17 protein-coding genes are annotated in these 18,961 nt (G+C 63.6%); 9 read left to right on the top strand and 8 right to left on the bottom strand.

What is annotated here, in order from left to right:
- Window positions 1-71 precede the first annotated feature (71 nt).
- The 4 genes from BOO71_RS23185 to BOO71_RS23200 all read left to right on the top strand — a co-directional run bounded on the left by BOO71_RS23185 (window position 72) and on the right by BOO71_RS23200 (window position 4,313).
- A complete protein-coding gene (locus tag BOO71_RS23185) occupies window positions 72-1,124 on the top strand; it encodes a zinc ribbon domain-containing protein (protein WP_175607516.1) in 1,053 nt (350 codons plus the stop codon).
- Between the two features lie 29 nt (window positions 1,125-1,153).
- Window positions 1,154-1,699, top strand: a complete 546-nt coding sequence (locus BOO71_RS23190) for a hypothetical protein (RefSeq protein ID WP_075836555.1) — start codon at window positions 1,154-1,156, stop codon at window positions 1,697-1,699.
- Between the two features lie 422 nt (window positions 1,700-2,121).
- Window positions 2,122-2,805, top strand: coding sequence for an SDR family NAD(P)-dependent oxidoreductase (locus tag BOO71_RS23195; protein ID WP_254843274.1), 684 nt, complete (start codon window positions 2,122-2,124; stop codon window positions 2,803-2,805).
- 302 nt (window positions 2,806-3,107) lie between these two features.
- Window positions 3,108-4,313: a TerD family protein gene (locus BOO71_RS23200; RefSeq protein ID WP_075836557.1), complete on the top strand. Its 1,206-nt coding sequence runs from the start codon at window positions 3,108-3,110 to the stop codon at window positions 4,311-4,313.
- 215 nt (window positions 4,314-4,528) lie between these two features.
- Here BOO71_RS23200 and BOO71_RS23205 read toward each other — a convergent pair whose 3' ends face one another.
- Window positions 4,529-5,053, bottom strand: a complete 525-nt coding sequence (locus tag BOO71_RS23205) for a hypothetical protein (protein ID WP_075836559.1) — start codon at window positions 5,051-5,053, stop codon at window positions 4,529-4,531.
- Window positions 5,050-5,364 carry a hypothetical protein gene (locus BOO71_RS28910; protein WP_254843275.1) on the bottom strand — a complete coding sequence of 105 codons (315 nt, stop codon included), beginning with the start codon at window positions 5,362-5,364 and terminating at the stop codon, window positions 5,050-5,052. Before BOO71_RS28910 ends, BOO71_RS23205 begins: the two co-directional genes overlap by 4 nt.
- Before the next feature lie 864 nt (window positions 5,365-6,228).
- On the opposite strand from BOO71_RS28910, the gene BOO71_RS23215 reads away from it, so the two are divergent.
- A complete protein-coding gene (locus tag BOO71_RS23215; protein WP_139323143.1) occupies window positions 6,229-8,682 on the top strand; it encodes a hypothetical protein in 2,454 nt (817 codons plus the stop codon).
- Between the two features lie 420 nt (window positions 8,683-9,102).
- Here the strand turns inward: BOO71_RS23215 and BOO71_RS23220 are convergent, their stop codons facing one another.
- Entirely contained in the window at window positions 9,103-9,540 is a 438-nt protein-coding gene (locus tag BOO71_RS23220; protein ID WP_139323144.1) for a recombinase family protein, read from the bottom strand.
- Between the two features lie 243 nt (window positions 9,541-9,783).
- Here BOO71_RS23220 and BOO71_RS23225 point away from each other — a divergent pair, with 243 nt between their 5' ends.
- Entirely contained in the window at window positions 9,784-11,106 is a 1,323-nt protein-coding gene (locus BOO71_RS23225) for a S8 family serine peptidase (RefSeq protein WP_075836567.1), read from the top strand.
- Window positions 11,107-11,151: 45 nt separating this feature from the next.
- On the top strand, window positions 11,152-13,689 hold the full coding sequence (locus BOO71_RS23230) for an HD domain-containing phosphohydrolase (RefSeq protein WP_175607517.1): 2,538 nt from the start codon (window positions 11,152-11,154) through the stop codon (window positions 13,687-13,689).
- Window positions 13,690-14,049: 360 nt separating this feature from the next.
- Here BOO71_RS23230 and BOO71_RS23240 read toward each other — a convergent pair whose 3' ends face one another.
- Window positions 14,050-14,679, bottom strand: a complete 630-nt coding sequence (locus BOO71_RS23240; RefSeq protein WP_139323145.1) for a hypothetical protein — start codon at window positions 14,677-14,679, stop codon at window positions 14,050-14,052.
- Between the two features lie 30 nt (window positions 14,680-14,709).
- Between BOO71_RS23240 and BOO71_RS23245 the strand changes: the two genes are divergently transcribed.
- The gene (locus tag BOO71_RS23245) at window positions 14,710-15,345 is read left to right on the top strand and encodes a helix-turn-helix transcriptional regulator (RefSeq protein WP_075836573.1); all 636 of its coding nucleotides are present in this window, start codon (window positions 14,710-14,712) and stop codon (window positions 15,343-15,345) included.
- A gap of 105 nt (window positions 15,346-15,450) precedes the next feature.
- Here the strand turns inward: BOO71_RS23245 and BOO71_RS23250 are convergent, their stop codons facing one another.
- Genes BOO71_RS23250 through BOO71_RS23260 form a run of 3 tightly spaced genes read right to left on the bottom strand, consistent with a single transcriptional unit; the run spans window position 15,451 to window position 17,986 of the window.
- The gene (locus BOO71_RS23250) at window positions 15,451-16,563 is read right to left on the bottom strand and encodes a hypothetical protein (protein ID WP_139323146.1); all 1,113 of its coding nucleotides are present in this window, start codon (window positions 16,561-16,563) and stop codon (window positions 15,451-15,453) included.
- Window positions 16,564-16,567: 4 nt separating this feature from the next.
- Window positions 16,568-17,479 carry a tyrosine-type recombinase/integrase gene (locus tag BOO71_RS23255; protein ID WP_075836577.1) on the bottom strand — a complete coding sequence of 304 codons (912 nt, stop codon included), beginning with the start codon at window positions 17,477-17,479 and terminating at the stop codon, window positions 16,568-16,570.
- A 33-nt stretch (window positions 17,480-17,512) separates the two neighbouring features.
- On the bottom strand, window positions 17,513-17,986 hold the full coding sequence (locus BOO71_RS23260) for a hypothetical protein (RefSeq protein WP_075836579.1): 474 nt from the start codon (window positions 17,984-17,986) through the stop codon (window positions 17,513-17,515).
- 376 nt (window positions 17,987-18,362) lie between these two features.
- Between BOO71_RS23260 and BOO71_RS23265 the strand changes: the two genes are divergently transcribed.
- Entirely contained in the window at window positions 18,363-18,779 is a 417-nt protein-coding gene (locus BOO71_RS23265) for an ester cyclase (protein WP_075836581.1), read from the top strand.
- Here the strand turns inward: BOO71_RS23265 and BOO71_RS28510 are convergent.
- On the bottom strand, window positions 18,776-18,961 hold a 186-nt coding region (locus BOO71_RS28510; RefSeq protein ID WP_217694937.1), incomplete at its 5' end, for a hypothetical protein. The two genes, BOO71_RS23265 and BOO71_RS28510, sit on opposite strands and share 4 nt — an antisense overlap.

Genomic DNA, 18,961 nt, shown 5'->3' on the forward strand with positions numbered 1-18,961 from the left:
GCGGGCGAAGAACAGAAAAACCTGTACTGAACGGGAAAGAATGGATCAAGCCCCTCAGTCACAGGAGCAATGTGCCCGAACACACTACGCATCATGTGGTCCGCGTGGACCGCAACACCTATCCACAACTCCGCCGAGCCGTGGCCAGCGGCCAGTTACAGCCCACACAGGAAAATCTGGACGTGATGGCCCAGGGGCAGGTGTACTGCCCGGCCGACACGCTGCTGAACGCCCAGACGCTGGTGCACGACCGCGAACTCCAGATGGGCAACCTCACGGTCACCGGCGAGCTGTACCGTCTGCCGGAAGGCGAGTACTCCTCAATCATCACGGCGTCGCTGGGGGTCTACCGCCAATACCCGGGAGTTCAGCAGCTGCTGACCGCGCTGCTGACGCCGATGACGTCGACGGCCGAGACGATCTGGTGGCAGGATGTGCGCATGGCGGTGGCGCAGGGCCGCCAGCTGGCAAGCGGCGTGGACCTGACCGACGAGCGCTGGACGCCCACTGCGTGGCGGCGTGATCTGACCCGGCTGATCGAACTGGGCGATCACTGGTTCTTAATTCTGTATTTCGCCCAGCCCCCGCACCACCTGGGACCAAGAGGACGTGCGGTGGTGGGGGTAGACATCGGACTGCGCCCGCTGGCGACGGCGGCCTGGGGCCAGCAGCACGAGGTCACGTGGGGGCTGGCCACGCCGGCTCTGCCCGTCGGCGAGTCGGCCGAGGTGCGCGCGCTCGCACAGATCCTGAACTATGCGGCGGCGCGCGCCGCGCTGGAGGCGTTCACGGTGCTGGTGCTGGCGGATGCCGGCACGCTGGTGCTTGAGCAGCTCGATTACCGGGGGTTCAAAAGCAATTTCTCTGCCGTGTCCCGTCGGCGGGCGGTGGCGGACTGGCACCAGACCTGGGCGCGGCAGCGCGCGCACGCCCGTGGGATCGAGGTGGAGCGGGTTCCAGCCGCTTACACCAGCCAGACCTGTAGCCAGTGTCAGGGGTCTACCCGGGGCACCCGGCAGGGGCGGGAATTCACGTGCCTCCACGGTCACGTCATGGACGCCCACATCAATGCGGCGCGAAATCTGGTGCGCCGGTACTGGGGGCAGCAGTCCCACGTCCAGTGACAGCAAACTCCCGCAGCGCCGGATGTGGTGTGACCGACGTGCCGAACCGGGAGGGCATGGGATTTTGCCCTCCCGGCCTTCACCGGCTCACCCACCTGCAGGCCACGTTGCCGGCTGAAGTGCTGAACCAGGGAACCTGGTTGCCCTGGCTGGCCCTGCCCCGGGGGAATGGAAAGGCCGGCAAGGTGCCGGCATTGCCGAGAGCCGGCGTCCTGCGTCCAATTGATTGCCGGGGGGCGGGGCTACCGCTGGCGGAGGCCTATGGGCTGGCCCGCCAGCACAGAGCGGGGGGAATTGGCATCGTCCTGGGCCCCGATACGGGACTGACCGCGCTGGATCTGGACACGCCACTGACCCGTCCTGCGAAGACCCTGTTGCAGGACATTGCTGGCTATGCAGCGCGCTCGCCGGGCGGTGGAGTCCATGTGTGGCTGACTGGCAACCTCCTGCGCAACCGGCGGCAAGCCGGCATCGAGATCCTCGGTTGCGGATTCGTCACCGTGACCGGCGAGGCGTGGGGGCGGGGCCGCGCGCTGGGCGAGCTGGGGGCCGTGTTGGGACGGCTGGGGGGGTGAAACAGACCTTGCCCGGGGCGGCGGCCCCTACCCTGGCGGACCGCGCAGTGCTGGGGACGCAGCATGGGGACACCGTACTGCTCGCCATGTACAGTAGTGTCACAGGGAAAAATGACCTAGGCTGGAGTGCGTCTACGACGCATTTAAGCAACACTCTGCAGATGGTTGCGTAGCACAATCTGACTTTCCTTAACGCCATTGAGCGTGCCGCTTCTCATCTCCGGGGCACGAGGCGGCGGCGGCGGGTGGTGAACTTTGGCTGGAGCGGCGACACTCCCTACATGTCAAGTCACCGAGACGACGGAGCCGAGCTCCTGCTTCCTGCCACACCTTCCGCGCCCGGTGCGCCCACGCCGGGGGGCCGCCGGGCGCCCCTGGCCACAGGGAGCGGCCCCCACGACCTGGCGGGGAAGGTCGCGGTCGTGACGGGGGCGGGCAATGCCATCGGCGCCGCGACGGCGCTCGCGCTCGCGGCGCAGGGCGTGGACGTGGTGCTCGTCGCGCGGCAGGAGGTGCATGTGCACGCCCTCGCGCAGCAGGTACGGTTGGCCGGGGGACGCGCCGAGGTGGTGGCCGCGGACGTGACGGACGAGGCCCAGGCCCGGCTCGCCGTGGACCGTGCCGCCCACGCGTTCGGCTGGGTCGACATCCTGGTGAACAACGCGGGATTGACCCTGCTCGGTCCGGCCACCGACATGACCGACTGGCGCGGCATGCTCGGCGGCGACGTGCTGGGGATGGTGCGGACCACCCAAGCTGCGCTGCCCTCCATGGGCACCCGGGGCATCGGGCGCATCGTGACCATCTCCTCGGTGACCCGAGAGGCTCTCGAGCTGGCGCTGTCCGCCATACCGGGTGCCGGGAGTTTTGGTGACCAGATGCGCCACCAGGACCGGAGGGACAGCGTCCGCTTCACGACCATGGGGCCGGACACGTCCACGCCAGTCCCCTGTGTGGCCGCCCGGCACCGCATCCAGCCCATGAGCTGCCTGCGCCCCGAGGACATCGCCGAGACCGTGATTTTCGTCGTTCGCCAGTCCGACTTGATCTCCGTGGATAGCCTGCAGGTGCTGTCGCCCGCCCAGGTGGCCTACCTGGACCAGTAAATAGATAACCCTTGCCCAGCTCACTCCATTCCCTTCCACGCATCATGCCGCAGCCCGGCGGCGGCTCGTGCCACACCACCGATGTGCAGCATCCAGCGCCAGGGCGCTGCGGACGGATGACACCAGGCTGACCTGCGTCATTCTGAGCATCAGCCGGCCACCGTGGTGCTCGCCTACACGGCGGCGGGGATCAGTTCACGTCGTCCAGTTGCAGCCGGGCAAGTCGGGTGCCGGCCCTGAACGCGGCATTTCTGAAGCCCTCACGCACTGAATCCGGGGAAGCGCCCGCTAGACTGATGTGCATGCCAGTCCGCATCACAGCAGGCGAGAAACACAACCTGATCCAGACGTCGCTGGAACTCAGCGTCACGCATGACCTTCCGGGCCTCGACATCAGCGTGTTCCTGCTGGACGCCGGGCGCAAGATGTCCGGCGACGACAGCATCGTGTTCTACAACAATCCGTCCTCGCCCGGCGTGCAGGGACGCTTCACCGGCACCCAGGCACACTTCAAGCTGGATCTCACGCAGCTGGGCGAGGTCTCACGCCTGATGGTCACCGCCAGCCACGACGACCTGATCCTCAAGAAGGCCGGCGTGCTCAAGGCCGAGGTCGGGGGATTCGAGTTCAACCCCCTGAGCGGGCTGCAGGGCGAGAAGGCCGCCATGCTGTTCGAGATCTACAACCACAAGGGCAACTGGAAGCTGGCCGCTGTCGGGCAGGGCTTCGCCGGAGGGCTCGGCGAATTGATCGGGTACTTCGGCGGTGAAGTCGAGAGCGGCCCAGCACCGGCAGCCACGCCCACACCGGCACCCAGGCCGGCCATCCCTGCGATGAACACCGCTTCACGGGCGTCCGGCCTGGCCACTGGATCAGCAGGAGCCAGCCCGGCAGGAAGTGGCGGGTCCGTCAACCTGCTCAAGGTGGCCAGCGGCACGTCGACCATCTCGCTGGCCAAGGGCGAGCGGGTCTCGCTGCGCAAGGAGGACGGCGCGCCGGACCTCAGCGGATCGTGCATGGGGCTGGGCTGGGACGCGGCCAGCGGACGAAGCATCGATCTGGACGCCGGCTGCCTGCTGTTCGACAGCAAACACAAGCACCTCGAGACCATCTTCTTCATGAAGCTCGCCGGTGGCGGCGGCGCGGTGCGCCATTCCGGGGACAACCTGACCGGGGACGGCGAGGGCGACGACGAGACCATCAGCGTGGATCTGGACCGGCTCGCGCCGAACGTGCAGCACCTGGTCTTCGTCGTCAACTCCTTTTCCGGGCACAACTTCAGGGACGTGCGGCGGGCCTTTTGCAGGCTGTTCAACGAGCGCACCCAGCACGAACTGGCACGCTTTGACCTCACCGACGGGGAGAGCGCTACCGCCATGCTGATGGCGCGCCTGACCCGGCGTGAGGGCGGCTGGGACATGACGGCGCTGGGCACCAAAGCGGGCGGACAGACCGCGCGCGGCAGCATCAAAGACGCCCAGCAAGAACTGCGGAGCGCTGGCGTCTGAGAAGCCCTCGAATTTGCGGAAAGAGGCGCACCCGCAGAAGAAAAATTCGCCGCCCCCGCAGAACAGCAAGCAGGGATGGGGCGATTTTAGAGGGGGGAGTCAATGTTTTGAGAGTGAAATTGCTGGGGGGCGGGGACCGCGTCACGTCCACGCATCATGCCGCAGCCCGTCTCACTGCGCTGCGGAAAGACGGTGTGCGGCCTGTGGAGCGCCCATCATGTCGGCTCCCGGTCCGGGATGTCCTCAAGGGTCAAGCCGTCCGGGGCCAGCATGGACGCGATCGCGGGCCGCACCTCGTACAGGTCGTGCAGGTCCACCTCAGGGGAATAGGGTGGGGCACCCGGTGCTGTCGCCTGCGTCCAGAGTTTGCCACTCACCCGCCCTGCCGCCTGCTGGTACAGGGGGCCAGCGAAAGGCAGCGCGCGCTGGTACCACCATGCAGGCTGTCCCTCGATCAACTGGATCTCGGCCAGCCCCACGAGGTCATGATCTGGTGATGCGAGCATCCGTTCGATGAACGCGAAGGCCCGGTGCAGCGCTGCGTTCCGGTGTGGGCTGACGGGGAGGGCCACCAGCACTTCCAGAAAGTAACGCAGCAACATGCTCGTGCCGCTGTACTGGCGAGGCACACCGTTCGTGCTGAAGATCTCGTCCTCACAGAGTAGGGCCAGTGGCCGGGCAAGTTCCGGAAAAGCTTCAGCCACAGCTTCGTGAATGTGTTCGAAGGTCAGGGAAGTCATGGACGCATTGGGAGGTCATACACGGTGACCGCTGTCCCCTGATCTGCGAGTTCGCCACGGATGATGCCTTCGAGCACAGCCCAGTCCCCGCCCGCCAGTCCGGCGCCAATGCGGGGCATGTGTACGCTTGCGTGATGTTCCCGGGAAAAGTGGCGAACCTGCGCCAGACCTGTACGGATGGCCTCGTACCGCACTGGGGGCAGGTCCGTGTGGACGCCTTTGCGCTGAATCTCATGCTGACCGATCAGGTTCGCCACCCACAGGTCCGGCTCCACAGCCACGAACTGCACCTGTCCCAGTTCAAACGGCAAGTCACTCTGGTCTCTTGCCCAGGCTCGGTAGGCTCTTTCTGGTTCCGGCCAGCGGCGGGAGAGTGCCACCACGAAGCCGGCGCCCCACGCCCCGATGTCGTTGCACACATGCACAATGACCCTTGTGCCTGTGCCGCTGGGTCTCGTTGCGTCCCCCGTCTGATAGGTCAGCATGATCGTCGGTCATCATGCCATGGACGCACGATCCATGCCGTCCGTCAGGCGGCGGCCTTTGGCGGTCATCCTGATCCGGATTGGCCCAGGTGTCTGTGGCCAGAAGGGCCGTGGTCCTTCTCCAGCAGCAGAGGCAGGCGTACCGTGCGAGTAGCGCCGCGCTCTCCGCCGGCCCGATCAACCCGGTTGTTCAACGATCTTCACCACGGTCTCACCATCCCGTACGCCGCTGGGTGCGGCTGTCCAGGGTCCCCGGTCTGGGGCTGCCGCGCCGTCCCGACTTGATCTTTAGACCTCCTCATGGCGCACCAGGAAGCCGTGCAGAGCAATTGTGCAGCGGCACCTTGCTCACAGGACCTTCGCCGGACTTGCCGGGCAGGCGTCAGTGCGTCTGCGGCTCTTCTGTACGGCAGATTTGAGCGCTGGAGGCTCTGAAAATTTCCACCCCCGTTGGGGGTATGTGACGTTGGCTGTCGTTGCGCAGGCTGGCCACGGCGCTGGGTAAAGTGGTCATCTGAGAGTTGCTGGTGCTGCAATTTAGAGCCGTGCAGAAACGAAGGTCAAGCGATTCTTCGACCTGTGGACCCCCAATTTGAGGCTGCACACAGGTTCCACAAGACGCCTGTATACGTCCAACGTGGTAAATCTCTCCCCCCACCAGCGCGGAACACATTAAAATTCTGAGAGAATATGAAGACACTCCGACTTCCTGCTTTTGTTGCCCTCTCTGCCGTGCTCGCCGCCTGTGGTGGCGGAAATGGTCCTGGACCCGCCGCCGACTACGCCCTCACCGTGAAACTGGTGGGCGTCCCGGCGGCTCCTGTCTCCGTCAAAGCGGGGAATACGGTCCTGTGGAACGACACGGTGACCGGAACCAAGACCTTCACACAACTCGCAGCGGGGACCGTGGTCACGGTCAAGGGCGCCGCCGTGCCCGGGTTCGATGTTCCGGCCGAGCAGACGGTCACGGTCAACGCCACCCAGACCGTGACGTTGACCTACACGGCGCAGCGCGGCGCGGCGATCAGTCCAGCAAAGATCAGCGGCACCGTGGCTGGGGCAACGTTCCCCGCAGGGTACGTGCTGCTCGGCAATACCGATGGCGTCAGTGCCAATTCCAGGGGGACCCTGAGTGCGTCGGGTGAGGTGGATCTGAAGCTCGTGGCTCCGCCGTCCACCGGCAGCTCGTCTACCCTGCTTCCCCCGCCATTCGGTGGATGCACCTTCACGGGGACCAGCACCGCCAACCCTGACATCTTCCGGTTCAGCCGGCTGTACGCGTATTCGGCCCAGGGTGATCCCCTGGGCGAGATTCAAGAGGAACTCGTGGCAGGAGCGACGGTGCCGGGCAGCACGGTGGCCCGCATCTACAGCACGGTCGCCTCGCGGACCAGTGGAACCGTCGACTGCGGAAACAGCGGTTCAGTGGTCTATGACCTTGATCTGAAAGCAGGCTGGAACGCCGTGGAGTACAGCGCGAAGACGGATGTCCCGACGCGCCTCACGCTGAAGTCAATGGACCCGGCGGCGGCCTCGCAGCTCAAAGGCCGGCTGTTCGAGTCATTTGTGAACGTCGACCTGGGAACTGCGCCGCTGACCTTCGCCGCCAATGAAACCGTCAGCGTGCCCGCCAGGTTCCAGCAGGTTGGGGGCGTCTCCGGTCCAGTCACGCTGTCCACTGACGTGCCTGGGTTGACGGTGGAGCCGGCCCGACTGACGCTGCCCACACTGGGAGCCGCCCAGGGGCAGAGCGCCTTCGTGCAAGGTCTGGGCCTGGCTCCGCAACAGCTCGACACCCAGCTCACCTTCCGGTACACGGGGACAGTCCCGGGCACCCTGCCCTTCCGGCTCCTCTTGAACGACAGCGCGGGCCGGTCAGTGGGCGGTGGTTTCGGGACGCTCAGTGTCCAGCGGCCCGGCATCAAGCTGGATCTCGGCACGTCAGTGCCCGAGGAACTTGTCTGTCAGGGAGAAACGGGAGCCGTCCGGGGACAGCTCGTCAGCCTGTTCGGTTACGCAGGGCCAGTCACCCTGAGCCTCAAGGGGCTTCCCGCCGGGGTCAGTGCGGCGCCCGTTCAGGTCACGCTGGGGGCCAACACCAGCACGGCGGTCACGCTGCCGATCACCGTGGACAAAGGTGCGCCCCCCATCCAGCGCGATGTGACCATCGAGATCTCCGGCCCCGGGGTCACCAGTTCGGTGTCGCTGACCCTGGGTGTCTGCCCCCAGCGCACGCTGATCAATAACGGCGGCGTGGCCGAGAGAGGCCTGGCCTCGGTGAGCAGCGGCGTGTGGATCCTGACCGGCATCGCCGAGACCCAGACCAACAACTCCTATGACCAGGTGCTCAAGCGGTTCACGTCCAGCGGCGTGGCCGCCACGGTGACGTTGCCAGAGGTGGGCCAACTGGTCGGCCTGAGCAGCGGTGACGTGGTGGCCCTGCCGTACGCGAATAGTGGCACTCAGGCCAGGCTGGTCAGACCGGACGGCACCTTCACCACCGTGGTCACACCGGAAGGTGTGGGTCAGGCTGTCTCAGACGCCGATGGACGGTTGTGGTATGTCGGCCGCGACGCTGCAGACCAGCGCCTGGTGCTGACCCGCTGGAACCCGGTGACGGGCGAGGTGGCCGTCATGGACCGGACGCGCGTCTATTCCCAGGACAATACGAAATTTCTGGTCAGTCCCGATGGGAAGACGTTGCTTTATCTGGCTGTGAGTACAGATCTTCCGGTGGTGGTGGATACCGTGACGGGCGCGGTGCGTGATCTGGGGACGCGCCTGGAAAGGTATCCATTTTTCACGGCGGCCATCGGCAATGACGGCACCATCTGGTTCACAGACATCAACAACAACCTGAATCGCCGGGATCCGGACGGCCGTGTGTCCACGGTGATCTCCACGGGGACCCTGCCCGGGCCGCAAAACTTCATCGTCATTGGCCTTGACGCGGCGACGCCGGGCGTGTTGTGGCTGCAAAATGGATTCAAGGCCATTCGCCTGGAGACCAGCAGCCTGAAGATGACGCCCACCCCCGTGGGCCGGATCTCCAGCATGATCACCAGCCGCAACGGCGGTGTGGCGGTGGTGACCTACGATGGGTGCGCCACGCAAGCTTGCTCCCACCTGACGCTGCTGAACTGAACATTCAGCCGTGAAAGGACAGTGGCCGGGTGTGGGGGCAGACGCGTCTGCCCCCACACCCGGCCGCGACTTCTAGATGATCCGGAGCGAGTTCTGAGGTCCAGACCTGATGAAGGCCGAGATCCTTTCACTTTCCCGGCTGCGAGCCTTGCGATAACGAAGGTTCAAGCGGTGTTTCGCGGCACATGACAAATTGCAGCTTCCAGCGTTGCGGAGAACTGTTGTCCAACACTGTGAAGGGGCGATGCATTTTTGCAACCTCGTGGGCTGGAATTTTGGCCTCTGTCAGATTCAGTCCATGGGGGGCAAAGAAGAAGGCGACCCGAAGGCCGCCTTTGATGTTGCACAGAATAGCGCGATATGCGCCTGTTGTCCAGCTTATGCGTCGGGCGCGGTCCTCAGGTAGTGGTAGACCGTCTCCTAGCTGATCCCAAAGTCTCTGGCAAGGCTGGCCTTTGACTCGCCTTTCTCGACGCGTCGGCGCAGGTCTTTTGCCTGGACTGCAGTCAAGAGCTTTTTGCGTCCCCTGTACACGCCGGCTTTCTTTGCCGCTTCAATCCCTTCACGCTGCCGCTCGCGGATCAGGGCGCGCTCAAACTCGGCGAAAGCACCCATGACGCTCAAGAGCAGCCTGGACATGGCCGAATCTTCCCCGGTGAAGGTCAGGCCTTCCTTGATGAACTCGACGCGCACGCCCCTCTCCGTCAATCCGTTGACCAGGGCGCGAAGGTCATCGAGGTTGCGCGCCAGTCGGTCCATGCTGTGGACCACCACGGTGTCGCCCTCTCTCACATGACTCAGTAAGGCGGTCAGCCGCGGGCGGTTGGCGTTGCCACCGCTGACCTTGTCAGTGAACATTTTGTCGAAGGTCAGGCCGTCCAGTTGGCGGATACCCCACCCTGACAACTTGATGCATGCCGAAATTTCTGTCCACCATCAATCCATGAATCCCGTCTGGCCCCCGATAGGGTAAAAGTCACCCAGCATCAAGACCTTCATGAAGTTTTTCTCAGTCGCAGTTACGAAATTTGTGACAGCGCGTCGCACAGACTCAACAGGCTTAAAGCGTGTCCCATACGACTGTTCTCAAGGAGTTCCGACATGAAGAACCAATTTGCCGCCCTCAGCCTGTTGACCCTTGGTCTGCTGTCCGCGTGTTCCAGCACTGCCCCCACCGCCGCCTCTCCCTCTCCTCAGGAGCGTTTTGCCCATGTCGCTCTGGTGCCGCTGGAAGCCGGCGACACGCCCCAGAGTCTGGCCCAGGCGGTGGGCGGCGAGATGCTGGCTTGGAACGATGCCGGGTGCGCTGCTGGCGACGACACTGATTGCGTGGCCATGATCGGCATGAACCAGCAACTCGGCTCTCAGAATCTCCATGCTCTGGGCGGACGCATGGTCTACATCGAGCCGAACAAGGACATGTTCAGCGGCGGCGGCACCATGACGGCCACGATGGGCGGCAGGATCAGTATGTGGGCTGGTGGAAGAATCAGCATGTGGGCGGGCGGTAGGATCAGCATGTGGGCCGGTGGACAGTACTCCCAACTTCCTGAAAACACCGCGCTGTGGAAGAAAATCAGACTGGAAGAGGCGCAGCGTCTGGCCCCCAAGCTGGGTGCGGGCGTAACCGTCGCCGTGATTGATACCGGTCTGGATCTGCAACACCCTGCTTTTGCCGCCGCTCTGTCCGATCCGTCCACCTGGTATGACTTCTACGATGGCGACGCGACGCCGCAGGACGAGGGCACCTTTGGCGTCGGCGGCTACGGTCACGGCACCAATGTCGCGGGCATCGTCTTGCAGGTGGCCCCCGGCGCAAAGATCATGCCGCTGCGGGTGCTGGGTTCGGACGGCTCCGGGGACGTGGTCATGGTGGCCAAGGCCATCCTCTGGGCCGCCGACCACGGGGCCGGCGTGATCAACCTGAGCCTGGGCAGCAAGGAAAACTCCAAAGTCGTGCAGGACGCCATCAAGAAGGTCACGGACAGGAAGGTACTGGTGGTGTCCTCAGCGGGCAACAGCAACCTGAACAAGATCACCTATCCAGCGGCGGATGCCAGTGCCAAGGGCAGCGGCGATTACAGCCTGAGTGTGGGCAGTGTCGACCTGAACGATGTCAAGTCCAGCTTCTCGAACTACGCGTCCGAGCTGAAAGTCATGGCTCCTGGCGAGCAGGTGTATGCCCCTGCCCCAGATGGACGTATGGCGGCCTGGAGCGGCACGTCGATGGCCGCGCCGATGGTCAGCGGCGGTCTGGCCCTGGCCCTGGGGGAGCGGGTTCCCACCAAAGACCTCGCCAAGGAACTGGCGAACCGGGCGACAGATATCTACAAGGTCAGCGGCAACAAACCGTACAAGGACAAGCTGGGAGAAAAAGGCCGTCTGGATCTGGTGGAGTTTCTCAGTCATTCCAGCGACGATTAAGGGCTGTTGACGATGACCGTCGGCCACCGTCCCTCGTCTGGGCTGGTGTCTGGGCCGCCCCAGACCCAGCTCCAGGCGCTGCAACGCGCCATTCCCGAACTGCTGAGTGTCGATCCGGCCCAGGCCCTGACCCTGGCGCGGACCTGTTGCTCGCTGACGGCAGACCAGGAGTCCTGCGAGGCTGCGGAGAGCCGGGTGCTGCTGGGCCGGGCCTTGCAGGCCAGCGGGCAACAGGCCGAGGCGCTGATTGAATTCATCCACGCCGCCACGAGCTTTGGGCATCTGGGTCAATCCGTTTCCGAAGCCGAGGCCCGGAGCTTCGCGGGCAAGTTGCAACTCGATCTCGGGCATTTTGAAGAGGCGGCGGAACACCTGGAGCGGGCTGTCCAACTCGCTCAGGTTCATACAGAAGGACAGGGAATCCAGGCGACAGCGCTGAACCATCTTGCCATCGTTAACCACCATCAGGGCAAGGTAGCCGAAGCCCTGGGACTGCTCCATCAGGCCCTACGCTTGCGTGAAGACGAAGCGAACATGACGGGTCAGATTCAGTGTCTGATCAACATTGGCAATATTCAAATGTGGTTTGGTCAATATGAAGAGGCCATCAAATCATTGACACGTGCCTACGCTCTTTACAAGACGCAGCCTGCTGACCTCAAGTTAGAAACCCCAATTCTGCACAATCTGGCCCACGTCCACAGCATGAGGGGCGACAACGGGCTGGCCATTGAGGTCATGGAGGCGGCGTACAAGTCGGCGGCGGAGTCCAGAGACCGGCAGATTCAGGCCACGGCCAGTCTCAATCTTGGTATGTGCTGCCTTGACGCCCGGCAGTTTGACCGTGCGCGCGAGTACCTGCAACTGGCCCTGGACCTCAGCCGCGAGTTGAAGTATCAGGTGGGCGAACTGCACGCGCTGGACAGTCTGGGGAACCTGTACCGTCAGACCGAGGAACCGGTGCGGGCCGTGCAGACCATCAATGAGGCGCTGGGTATCGCGCTGGAGATCGGCTCCAAACAGGGCGAATTGGAGGCCCGGCTGCAACTGGGACGGTTGCATCTGCAACAAGGGGTGCTGGACGCAGCCCAGCAGGAACTTGAGACGGGCCTGAGCCTGGCCATCGACATCCAGTCGGTCAAGGAGCAGGCTGAGGCTCACGAGGCGCTGGCCGAGTATTTTGAGCGGTGCGGCGATCTGGAGCCGGCGCTGGCCCACAGCCGCGAACTGATCCGTATCGAGCGCGAACTGTTCAACGCCGAGCGTGATCAGCAAACCCGCAACCTGAGCATCCAGTTCGAGGTCGAGCGTGCCCGTCATGACGCCGAGATCTACCGTGTGCGCACCGACGTGGAACACCGGGGCCGCGAGTTGGCCGAACAGCAGGTGCGGGTGCGGACGGCTGAACTGGCCCGCGCCCAGCAGGAGGTGGTCACGCGCCTGGCGATGGCCGCCGAGTACCGCGACGACACCACCGGGGAACACACGCGGCGGGTGGGGCGCACCTCGGCGCGCATCGCGCGGGCGCTGGGCTGGCCCGAGGGTAAGGCCAACGTGCTGGGCGTCGCGGCACGGCTGCACGACGTGGGCAAGATCGGCATTCCCGACAGCGTGCTGCTCAAGGCGGGCAAGCTGGACACCGCCGAATTCCAGCAGATGCAGACCCACACCCTGATCGGCGCGCGCATCCTGTCCGGTGGGCGCTCGGAATTGCTACGCCTGGCCGAGGAAATCGCGCTGACGCACCACGAGCGCTGGGACGGCAGCGGCTACCCGCGTGGTCTGCGCGACGGTCAGATTCCACTGTCGGGCCGGATCGTGGCGCTGGCCGACGTGTTCGACGCCCTGACCCAGGCGCGGCCCTACAAGCGGGCCTGGACCGCGCAGGAGGCGCTGGACGAGATTCGCAAGCAGACCGGCACGCATTTCGATCCGCACCTGGTGGAGCTTGCCCTGGAAGTCCTGACCCAGCCGGACACCCTTGAGGGGGAATGGGGGGAGGAACTGCTTCCCCTGGAGCAGGAGGACGCCAGCCATGTGCTGACCGTGTTCGAACACCTGCTGGTGGAACGCACCCGTGAACTGGATCAGGCCCGTGCAGAGGCCGAGCGGTTGGCCCTGACCGACAGCCTGACCGGGCTGGGCAACCGCCGGGCCTTCGAACTGATGCTGGAGCGCACACTGAATCAGGCGGCTGAAGCACGTGGGGAATTTATGGTGATTTCCTTCGATCTTGATGGCCTGAAAAGCGTGAACGACACGCAGGGACACGCGCAAGGTGACCGCTTCCTTCAAAGTTTTGCGCTGGCGCTGACCAGCGAATTTGGCCAGGTGGGACAGGCTTACCGGATTGGCGGCGACGAATTTGCCATTGTCACCACACAACCGCTCGAGGTCAAAACGTCGCAATGCCTATTGAATCAGTTGCAGGAACAGATGCGCCGTCAGGATTTCCAGTCCGCCACGGCCAGTATGGGGACCGCCCAGTACCCACAGGATGCCCAGACTGCGGGTGACTTGCTGCGGCTCAGTGATCAGCGGATGTATCAGGTCAAGCTCTCACAGCGTCGCAAGATGCATTGAGAGGCCGGGCTTGAGAACCGCTTTTCTGGTTCAATCACCCTGGAGTCGCCTCGCTATCAAAGTCCAGCTTTTCGTCATGCTCACCCGCAGGGCGACGAAATGCCCGTGGGCCATCAAATGATCCTTGTGCGATGGGTGTTTGCTGCATCCTGACCTCTGGTAAGCAGCCTTACCAAAAGCCCGCCCCAGGGACAACCGAAGTTGGCTCTGGGTCTGACTTCCGGTGAACGGGGTGATCAAAAAGGCGTTGAACTGGGCTGTCAGCAGATTTTTGCCCTGTCCGCCTTCCTGTCCCTCCCTCTGGCGGGTATACCCCAACCCGACAACGGAGTAGTGAAAAGTAGAGCACCGCGTCCGCCTTTATTCCTGGGCAGGCAGCCCTGGTTGTTTCGGTGGCGATTGAAGGCCAAATAACAAGGCCATGCCCAGACCCATGACCAGCATGGTCAGCACGCCATATGGTGCGTAGATATGGCTGCTCAAAAAGGAGACGCTGCTGAGCATCAACAGCACTGCGCCCGGCCACAGGCGCACGCCATGTCGGACCATCAACAGCCCACAGGTCAGCAGACTGGCCCCCAGAAAAGCCCACACGCCCACAGCCGCCAGCGCGTTGCCCTCCGCAAAGAGCAGCCGAATGGCCGAAGCGTCCTGACCCTGCAACGTCAGGCGGCCCGTGCCCACGCCTGCCAGCACGTCCAGCGCTCCGTAATACACGATGTACACGAACGCCAGCACACGGGCCACCCAGGCCAGCACACCGGACAGGGTGTGGCCAGAGACGCCCGACAGCAACCACCACAGGTTGACGCCAAGCAAGGGAAACACGGGCATCAGTGCCAGGTGCATGGCCGTCCAGTGCGTGGCCGTGTCTGCGCGAAGGTGGTGTGGATGCGTCAGCCCAAGACCAGCCAGAACCAGTGGGGCCAGCATCAGCCCAGCCACAGTCCATCCGCGCTGGGGCGTGAAAAGGGGGAACGAAGTCGGCATGCAGAAAGGGTCCCTGTAAACTGAGGTGAGATGCAACGGCCCACCTCACCTGCCGAAGTCGTGACCCTCTCTGACGTGCGTGCGGCCCAGGTGCTGCTGGACCGGGAAGCCCGTACCTGGTTCAGACCTTTTTTTGGACGCCCGTCTACCGTGTCAGAGGCCGCCCGCGCTCTGGGCAGGCCCGCCAACTCTGTGTTGTACCGGGTGCGGGCGTGGCAACGTCTGGGTTTACTGACCGTGGCGCATGAAGAGCGCCGCCGTGGGCGAATCATCCGGCACTACCGTTCGGCGGCGGATCATTTCTTCATTCCACAGGCCCTGACGCCCGCCCGTGACCTGACTGAATTGCTGCGAATGATCAACGCGCCGTATCTGGAACTGTCGTATGCCAGCCAGGTTGCTTTTGCCCAGCGGCTTTCCCCGGAGTGGGGCGTGCAATTTGCCCACTGGGGTGAGGTGGTGGGAGCCACCGGGCCAGGCCAGATCTGGCAGGCAGATGCGGCGTCCCAGCAGGTGCTGCTGGATCACTTCTGCTTTCCCCAACTTGACCATCAGGACGCGCTGCGTTTTCAGGCCGAGTTGCTGACCCTCTTAGGCCATTACGGTCAGGGTACGGGGAACACCACGTACATCTGTCATCTGTCGCTGGTGGCCCTGACGAAATGAAGCGGATCAGTGATGGTGGCTGTCCCATTCCCTTCCGGTAATTGGCCTGACCACAAGGGGCCTCTGGGCGCGCTTAGCCGTTGTCATGCAGAGGCAACGCCTGGATTACAGGCTCTCCTGCACGCCTCTGGACCCTGTGGTCCTGCGGGCACGCCCTGGGGCCTGCCCCTTGCTACCTTTGCGCTGCATCTTCAGCCGGGTGGCCTCTGCTGCCGCCTGAAAATCGATCAGACCCGCTTCAACATTCTCCACCGTCAGTGCGAGCTTCTCCGTCTGGGGCGCGCTCTGCGGCGGTGCGGGCATTAGGCGATAAAAAGCCGCTTCCTGGCACAGTTCCTCATACCGGGCGTTCACCGCAACAGGCATCCCCTCTGGATTCAACTGACACACCAGCAGGTATTCCAGGAACGTCGGCTCCCCACGGTCTGCCACGAGCAGCAGGGTGTTCGCATAGAAACGGCTGTACGCCCGCCAGGCTGCGGCCAGAGACCGGACAGACCAGTGCGCGATCTCCGGGTGGTGGGCATACAGCTTCTGGAGATCCTCCCTCGGCAACACACTCTTGCCATAACGCGTTGGGTCAAGGACCAGGGCCAGGCGCACCAGGTCATACAGTCCCCGTGCAAAGCAGACGACTCTCCCCTGGGCTTCCCAGCGCCGCAGCATTTTGCGGGTCTGATGCTGAGCTTGCGTAGAACGGGAGCTGTAGACCGCTTCGGCCAAGCGGTCCACCGTCATCGGCCAGGCGGCCTGCCGCGCCAGGTGCCAGTCCACATCCACGGCTACCTGGGTGACCTGCTGCGAGATGTGAGAAGACCTGAGGTCTTCTCCTTTTACACGGGGCAGCGCGTTCGCACTCGCCTGTTCTGCTCCTGGCGTCGTGTCGTGCTGAAGGCGCAGGAAGTGGCGGGCGTCATCGAGATGGACGTGCACAGGTGCGGTCCGCGCCTGCCCCTTCATGGGCGCACTCTGGAGGTGATGCCGCCGCACCCAGCGCTTCAACTCAGCCATGCTCACTGTAGTGAGGTAGGCCAGATCGGCGAGGCTGACCCAGGTGTAAAGCTCGGCGTGAGGGCCATACAGGTAGCGAATGGCCTCGTCCAGCGTGCAGCGCAGTTCTTCTGCCACGAAAGCGGGACTCAACGGTCCGTAGACGCGGTGAAGTTGACGGAGATGCTCTTGAGGCGGCAGTGCGCCGGGGGTGGCGTGCGAAATCAAGCTCTTAGAGTACATCCGGCAGACTGGCCGCCGCCAGGACCAGTTGCTGCGCCTTGACCCGGCCATAAATCGCCGTCGTCGCCGGGTTCTCATGGCCCAGAATGGTGCCGATCTCGTGCAGGCTGCGGCCCTGTTCCACGAGTGCGGTGGCGAAGCTGTGCCGCATCTTGTGCGGGCTGACCTTGGCCGAGTCCAGGCCCGCCCGGATGGCCGCCGCAGTGGTGGCCGCCTGCATGGTGCGGATGCTGAACGGCTGACCGCGCTGCGCCCCGCTCAGGTAGCTCCAGACGTAGGAGCTTGTCGGATGGCCGTCTACCTTGCGCACCTTGAGCCACTGCATCAAGGCCCGCTGGGCGGTGCCGGACAGCGGCACCGTCCGTTCCTTGTCTCCCTTCCCGATCACGCGGATGCTGACGGGTTCGCCGTCGCGGTACGCGATGCGGTCAAACGTCAGGCCCAGCACCTCGGAGATGCGCGCCCCCGTGCCGTACAGGAAGGCAATGAACGCCCAGTTCCTCAGCGCCTTGTCTGCGTTCTTATCGCTATGCGCAGCATTCAGCAGCTTGGCGATGTCCGGCGTCTCCAGATACTTGGGAAGTCGTCCCGGCAGTTTGGGCCGTTTGATCTCACCTGGAGGATTGCCGACACCTGAAACATGCTGCACGTCGCGCAAGAAGGTCCAGAACTTGCTCCAAGACGCGATCAATCGGTGGACGCGATGTGGCTTCGGACGAATGCTGGCCAGAAAGCCGCGCAGCTCCAGCGCAGTGACCTCTTCCCAGGCACACGGCTCCTCAAACTCGTCGTCCAGCCAGTTGCGCAGCATCTGTACGTCGGCCACGTACGCGCGCACTGTGGCGGGGCTGCGGCGTTCCTCGATTTCCAAGTAATGGCGGAAGGCTTCGATCTGGTTCATGGCTGCTCCTGGTTGAAAAGGCATGTGCCGCAGTCACTCCGCTGGGGTGTCAGGGTACTGGGCGAAAAACGCATCTCTGAGTTCTGGCCCGAAGAACACGACGAGGTTGTCCGTCCGGCCCTCGATCTGGAGCGTACCGGGGTCCACTTCAGCCGTGACGATCAACACCTGCTGCCCTCCAATCTGCACGGCGGCCTCGTTTGGCAGCAGACGCAGCGCTGCCAGCGGCTGCCCGATGTGCCCCTGCCAGTCTGGGTGGGCGGACACGTCCTCGAAAACGCCCGTCCTGAGAAAGTCCACCATGCAGCCGGGGTAAACGCTCAACTCCTCGTCGGCAGCGTTATCCCAGGTCACGAAAAAGCGGCCCGTGTCGAAGACCAGCTCCACGCCCTGGCCGACATCGTGGAAACCGGGCCAGTTCAGATCTGTATTGGCCTCGCCTTCGGGACGGTAGTACAACACACGCCGGAGAGATTGGCCGATGAACGATTGGAGACTGTCGGACATACCTTCACCTTTCCATAGAGGCGAACCTGCTCTTGACGACTTGGCGAATCTCCTCTAATCCCGATTCTAACCCTTCCTGCGTGAAAATCTGATTTCACGCAATAGGGGACTGACGCTTGGAACGGGGGATTTGTGCGGCTGGACGGCAAATATCCGCAGAGGGCCGCTCTGCCAGAGGACGGCTTCGAGAAAATCCTGCGTGAAATATACCCGAAGCTGCGTGAAATGGTAGGAATCCAGACGCTTCATCCATGATCCGTTATGGCTGAGAAGATCTGCTGATAACCGTCTCCCAAGTCTAGCGGCACGGTCCTTTCCCACGGTGCCTTTACCTTTTTCAATCAGACCGGGCCAGGCGACGTGCGACGATCCTGAGATGAGCCAACAAGACAACATCACCGCCACCAAGCGCTTTGGGGAACTGGTCAACACGGGCAAGCTGGACGGCTTCGCAGAAGTGGTTGCCCCGAACTCGGTTGACCATGACCCGGCTCCCGGCCAGGTGAACGGCCCGCAGGGGTTCACCATGTTCTTCACCATGATGCGCTCGGCCTTCCCAGACCTGCACATTGACGTTGAGCACATGGTTGCCGACGAAGACAACGTGTCCTTCGCGTACACCATCACGGGCACCCATCAGGGTGAGTTCATGGACATCGCGCCGACGGGCAAGCAGATCAAGGTGCGCGGGATGCAGATTGGCCGCTTCGAGAATGGCCTGATGGTGGAGCGCTGGGGCAGCAGCGACGAACTGGGACTGCTCAAGCAGCTTGGAGCCAGCGTCACCGTTTAGAACCAGTTGTGCGGGTCGGTGGTGCCGAGGGGAATCATGCGCTGGGAGCGCATTCTGTGGGTATGCAGACCACACTCCCCCCGACGACTGACATCATCACACACCTTTTCGTTCGCGTTGATGACCAGCTCGGCCCAGTTCCCCGCCATCCCCTGGCGAAGCTCCACGTGAGTGAGATCGTC

This window comes from Deinococcus marmoris, assembly GCF_001949125.1.
GTDB classification, from domain to species: domain Bacteria; phylum Deinococcota; class Deinococci; order Deinococcales; family Deinococcaceae; genus Deinococcus; species Deinococcus marmoris_A.

Excerpts from the sequence above, each read along its gene's own strand:
- BOO71_RS23200 (WP_075836557.1), top strand. The coding sequence starts at position 3,108 with ATGCCAGTCCGCATCACAGCAGGCGAGAAACACAACCTGATCCAGACG.
- BOO71_RS23205 (WP_075836559.1), bottom strand. The coding sequence starts at position 5,053 with ATGACTTCCCTGACCTTCGAACACATTCACGAAGCTGTGGCTGAAGCT.
- BOO71_RS23215 (WP_139323143.1), top strand. The coding sequence starts at position 6,229 with ATGAAGACACTCCGACTTCCTGCTTTTGTTGCCCTCTCTGCCGTGCTC.
- BOO71_RS23220 (WP_139323144.1), bottom strand. The coding sequence starts at position 9,540 with ATGTTCACTGACAAGGTCAGCGGTGGCAACGCCAACCGCCCGCGGCTG.
- BOO71_RS23225 (WP_075836567.1), top strand. The coding sequence starts at position 9,784 with ATGAAGAACCAATTTGCCGCCCTCAGCCTGTTGACCCTTGGTCTGCTG.
- BOO71_RS23240 (WP_139323145.1), bottom strand. The coding sequence starts at position 14,679 with ATGCCGACTTCGTTCCCCCTTTTCACGCCCCAGCGCGGATGGACTGTG.
- BOO71_RS23245 (WP_075836573.1), top strand. The coding sequence starts at position 14,710 with ATGCAACGGCCCACCTCACCTGCCGAAGTCGTGACCCTCTCTGACGTG.
- BOO71_RS23255 (WP_075836577.1), bottom strand. The coding sequence starts at position 17,479 with ATGAACCAGATCGAAGCCTTCCGCCATTACTTGGAAATCGAGGAACGC.
- BOO71_RS23260 (WP_075836579.1), bottom strand. The coding sequence starts at position 17,986 with ATGTCCGACAGTCTCCAATCGTTCATCGGCCAATCTCTCCGGCGTGTG.
- BOO71_RS23265 (WP_075836581.1), top strand. The coding sequence starts at position 18,363 with ATGAGCCAACAAGACAACATCACCGCCACCAAGCGCTTTGGGGAACTG.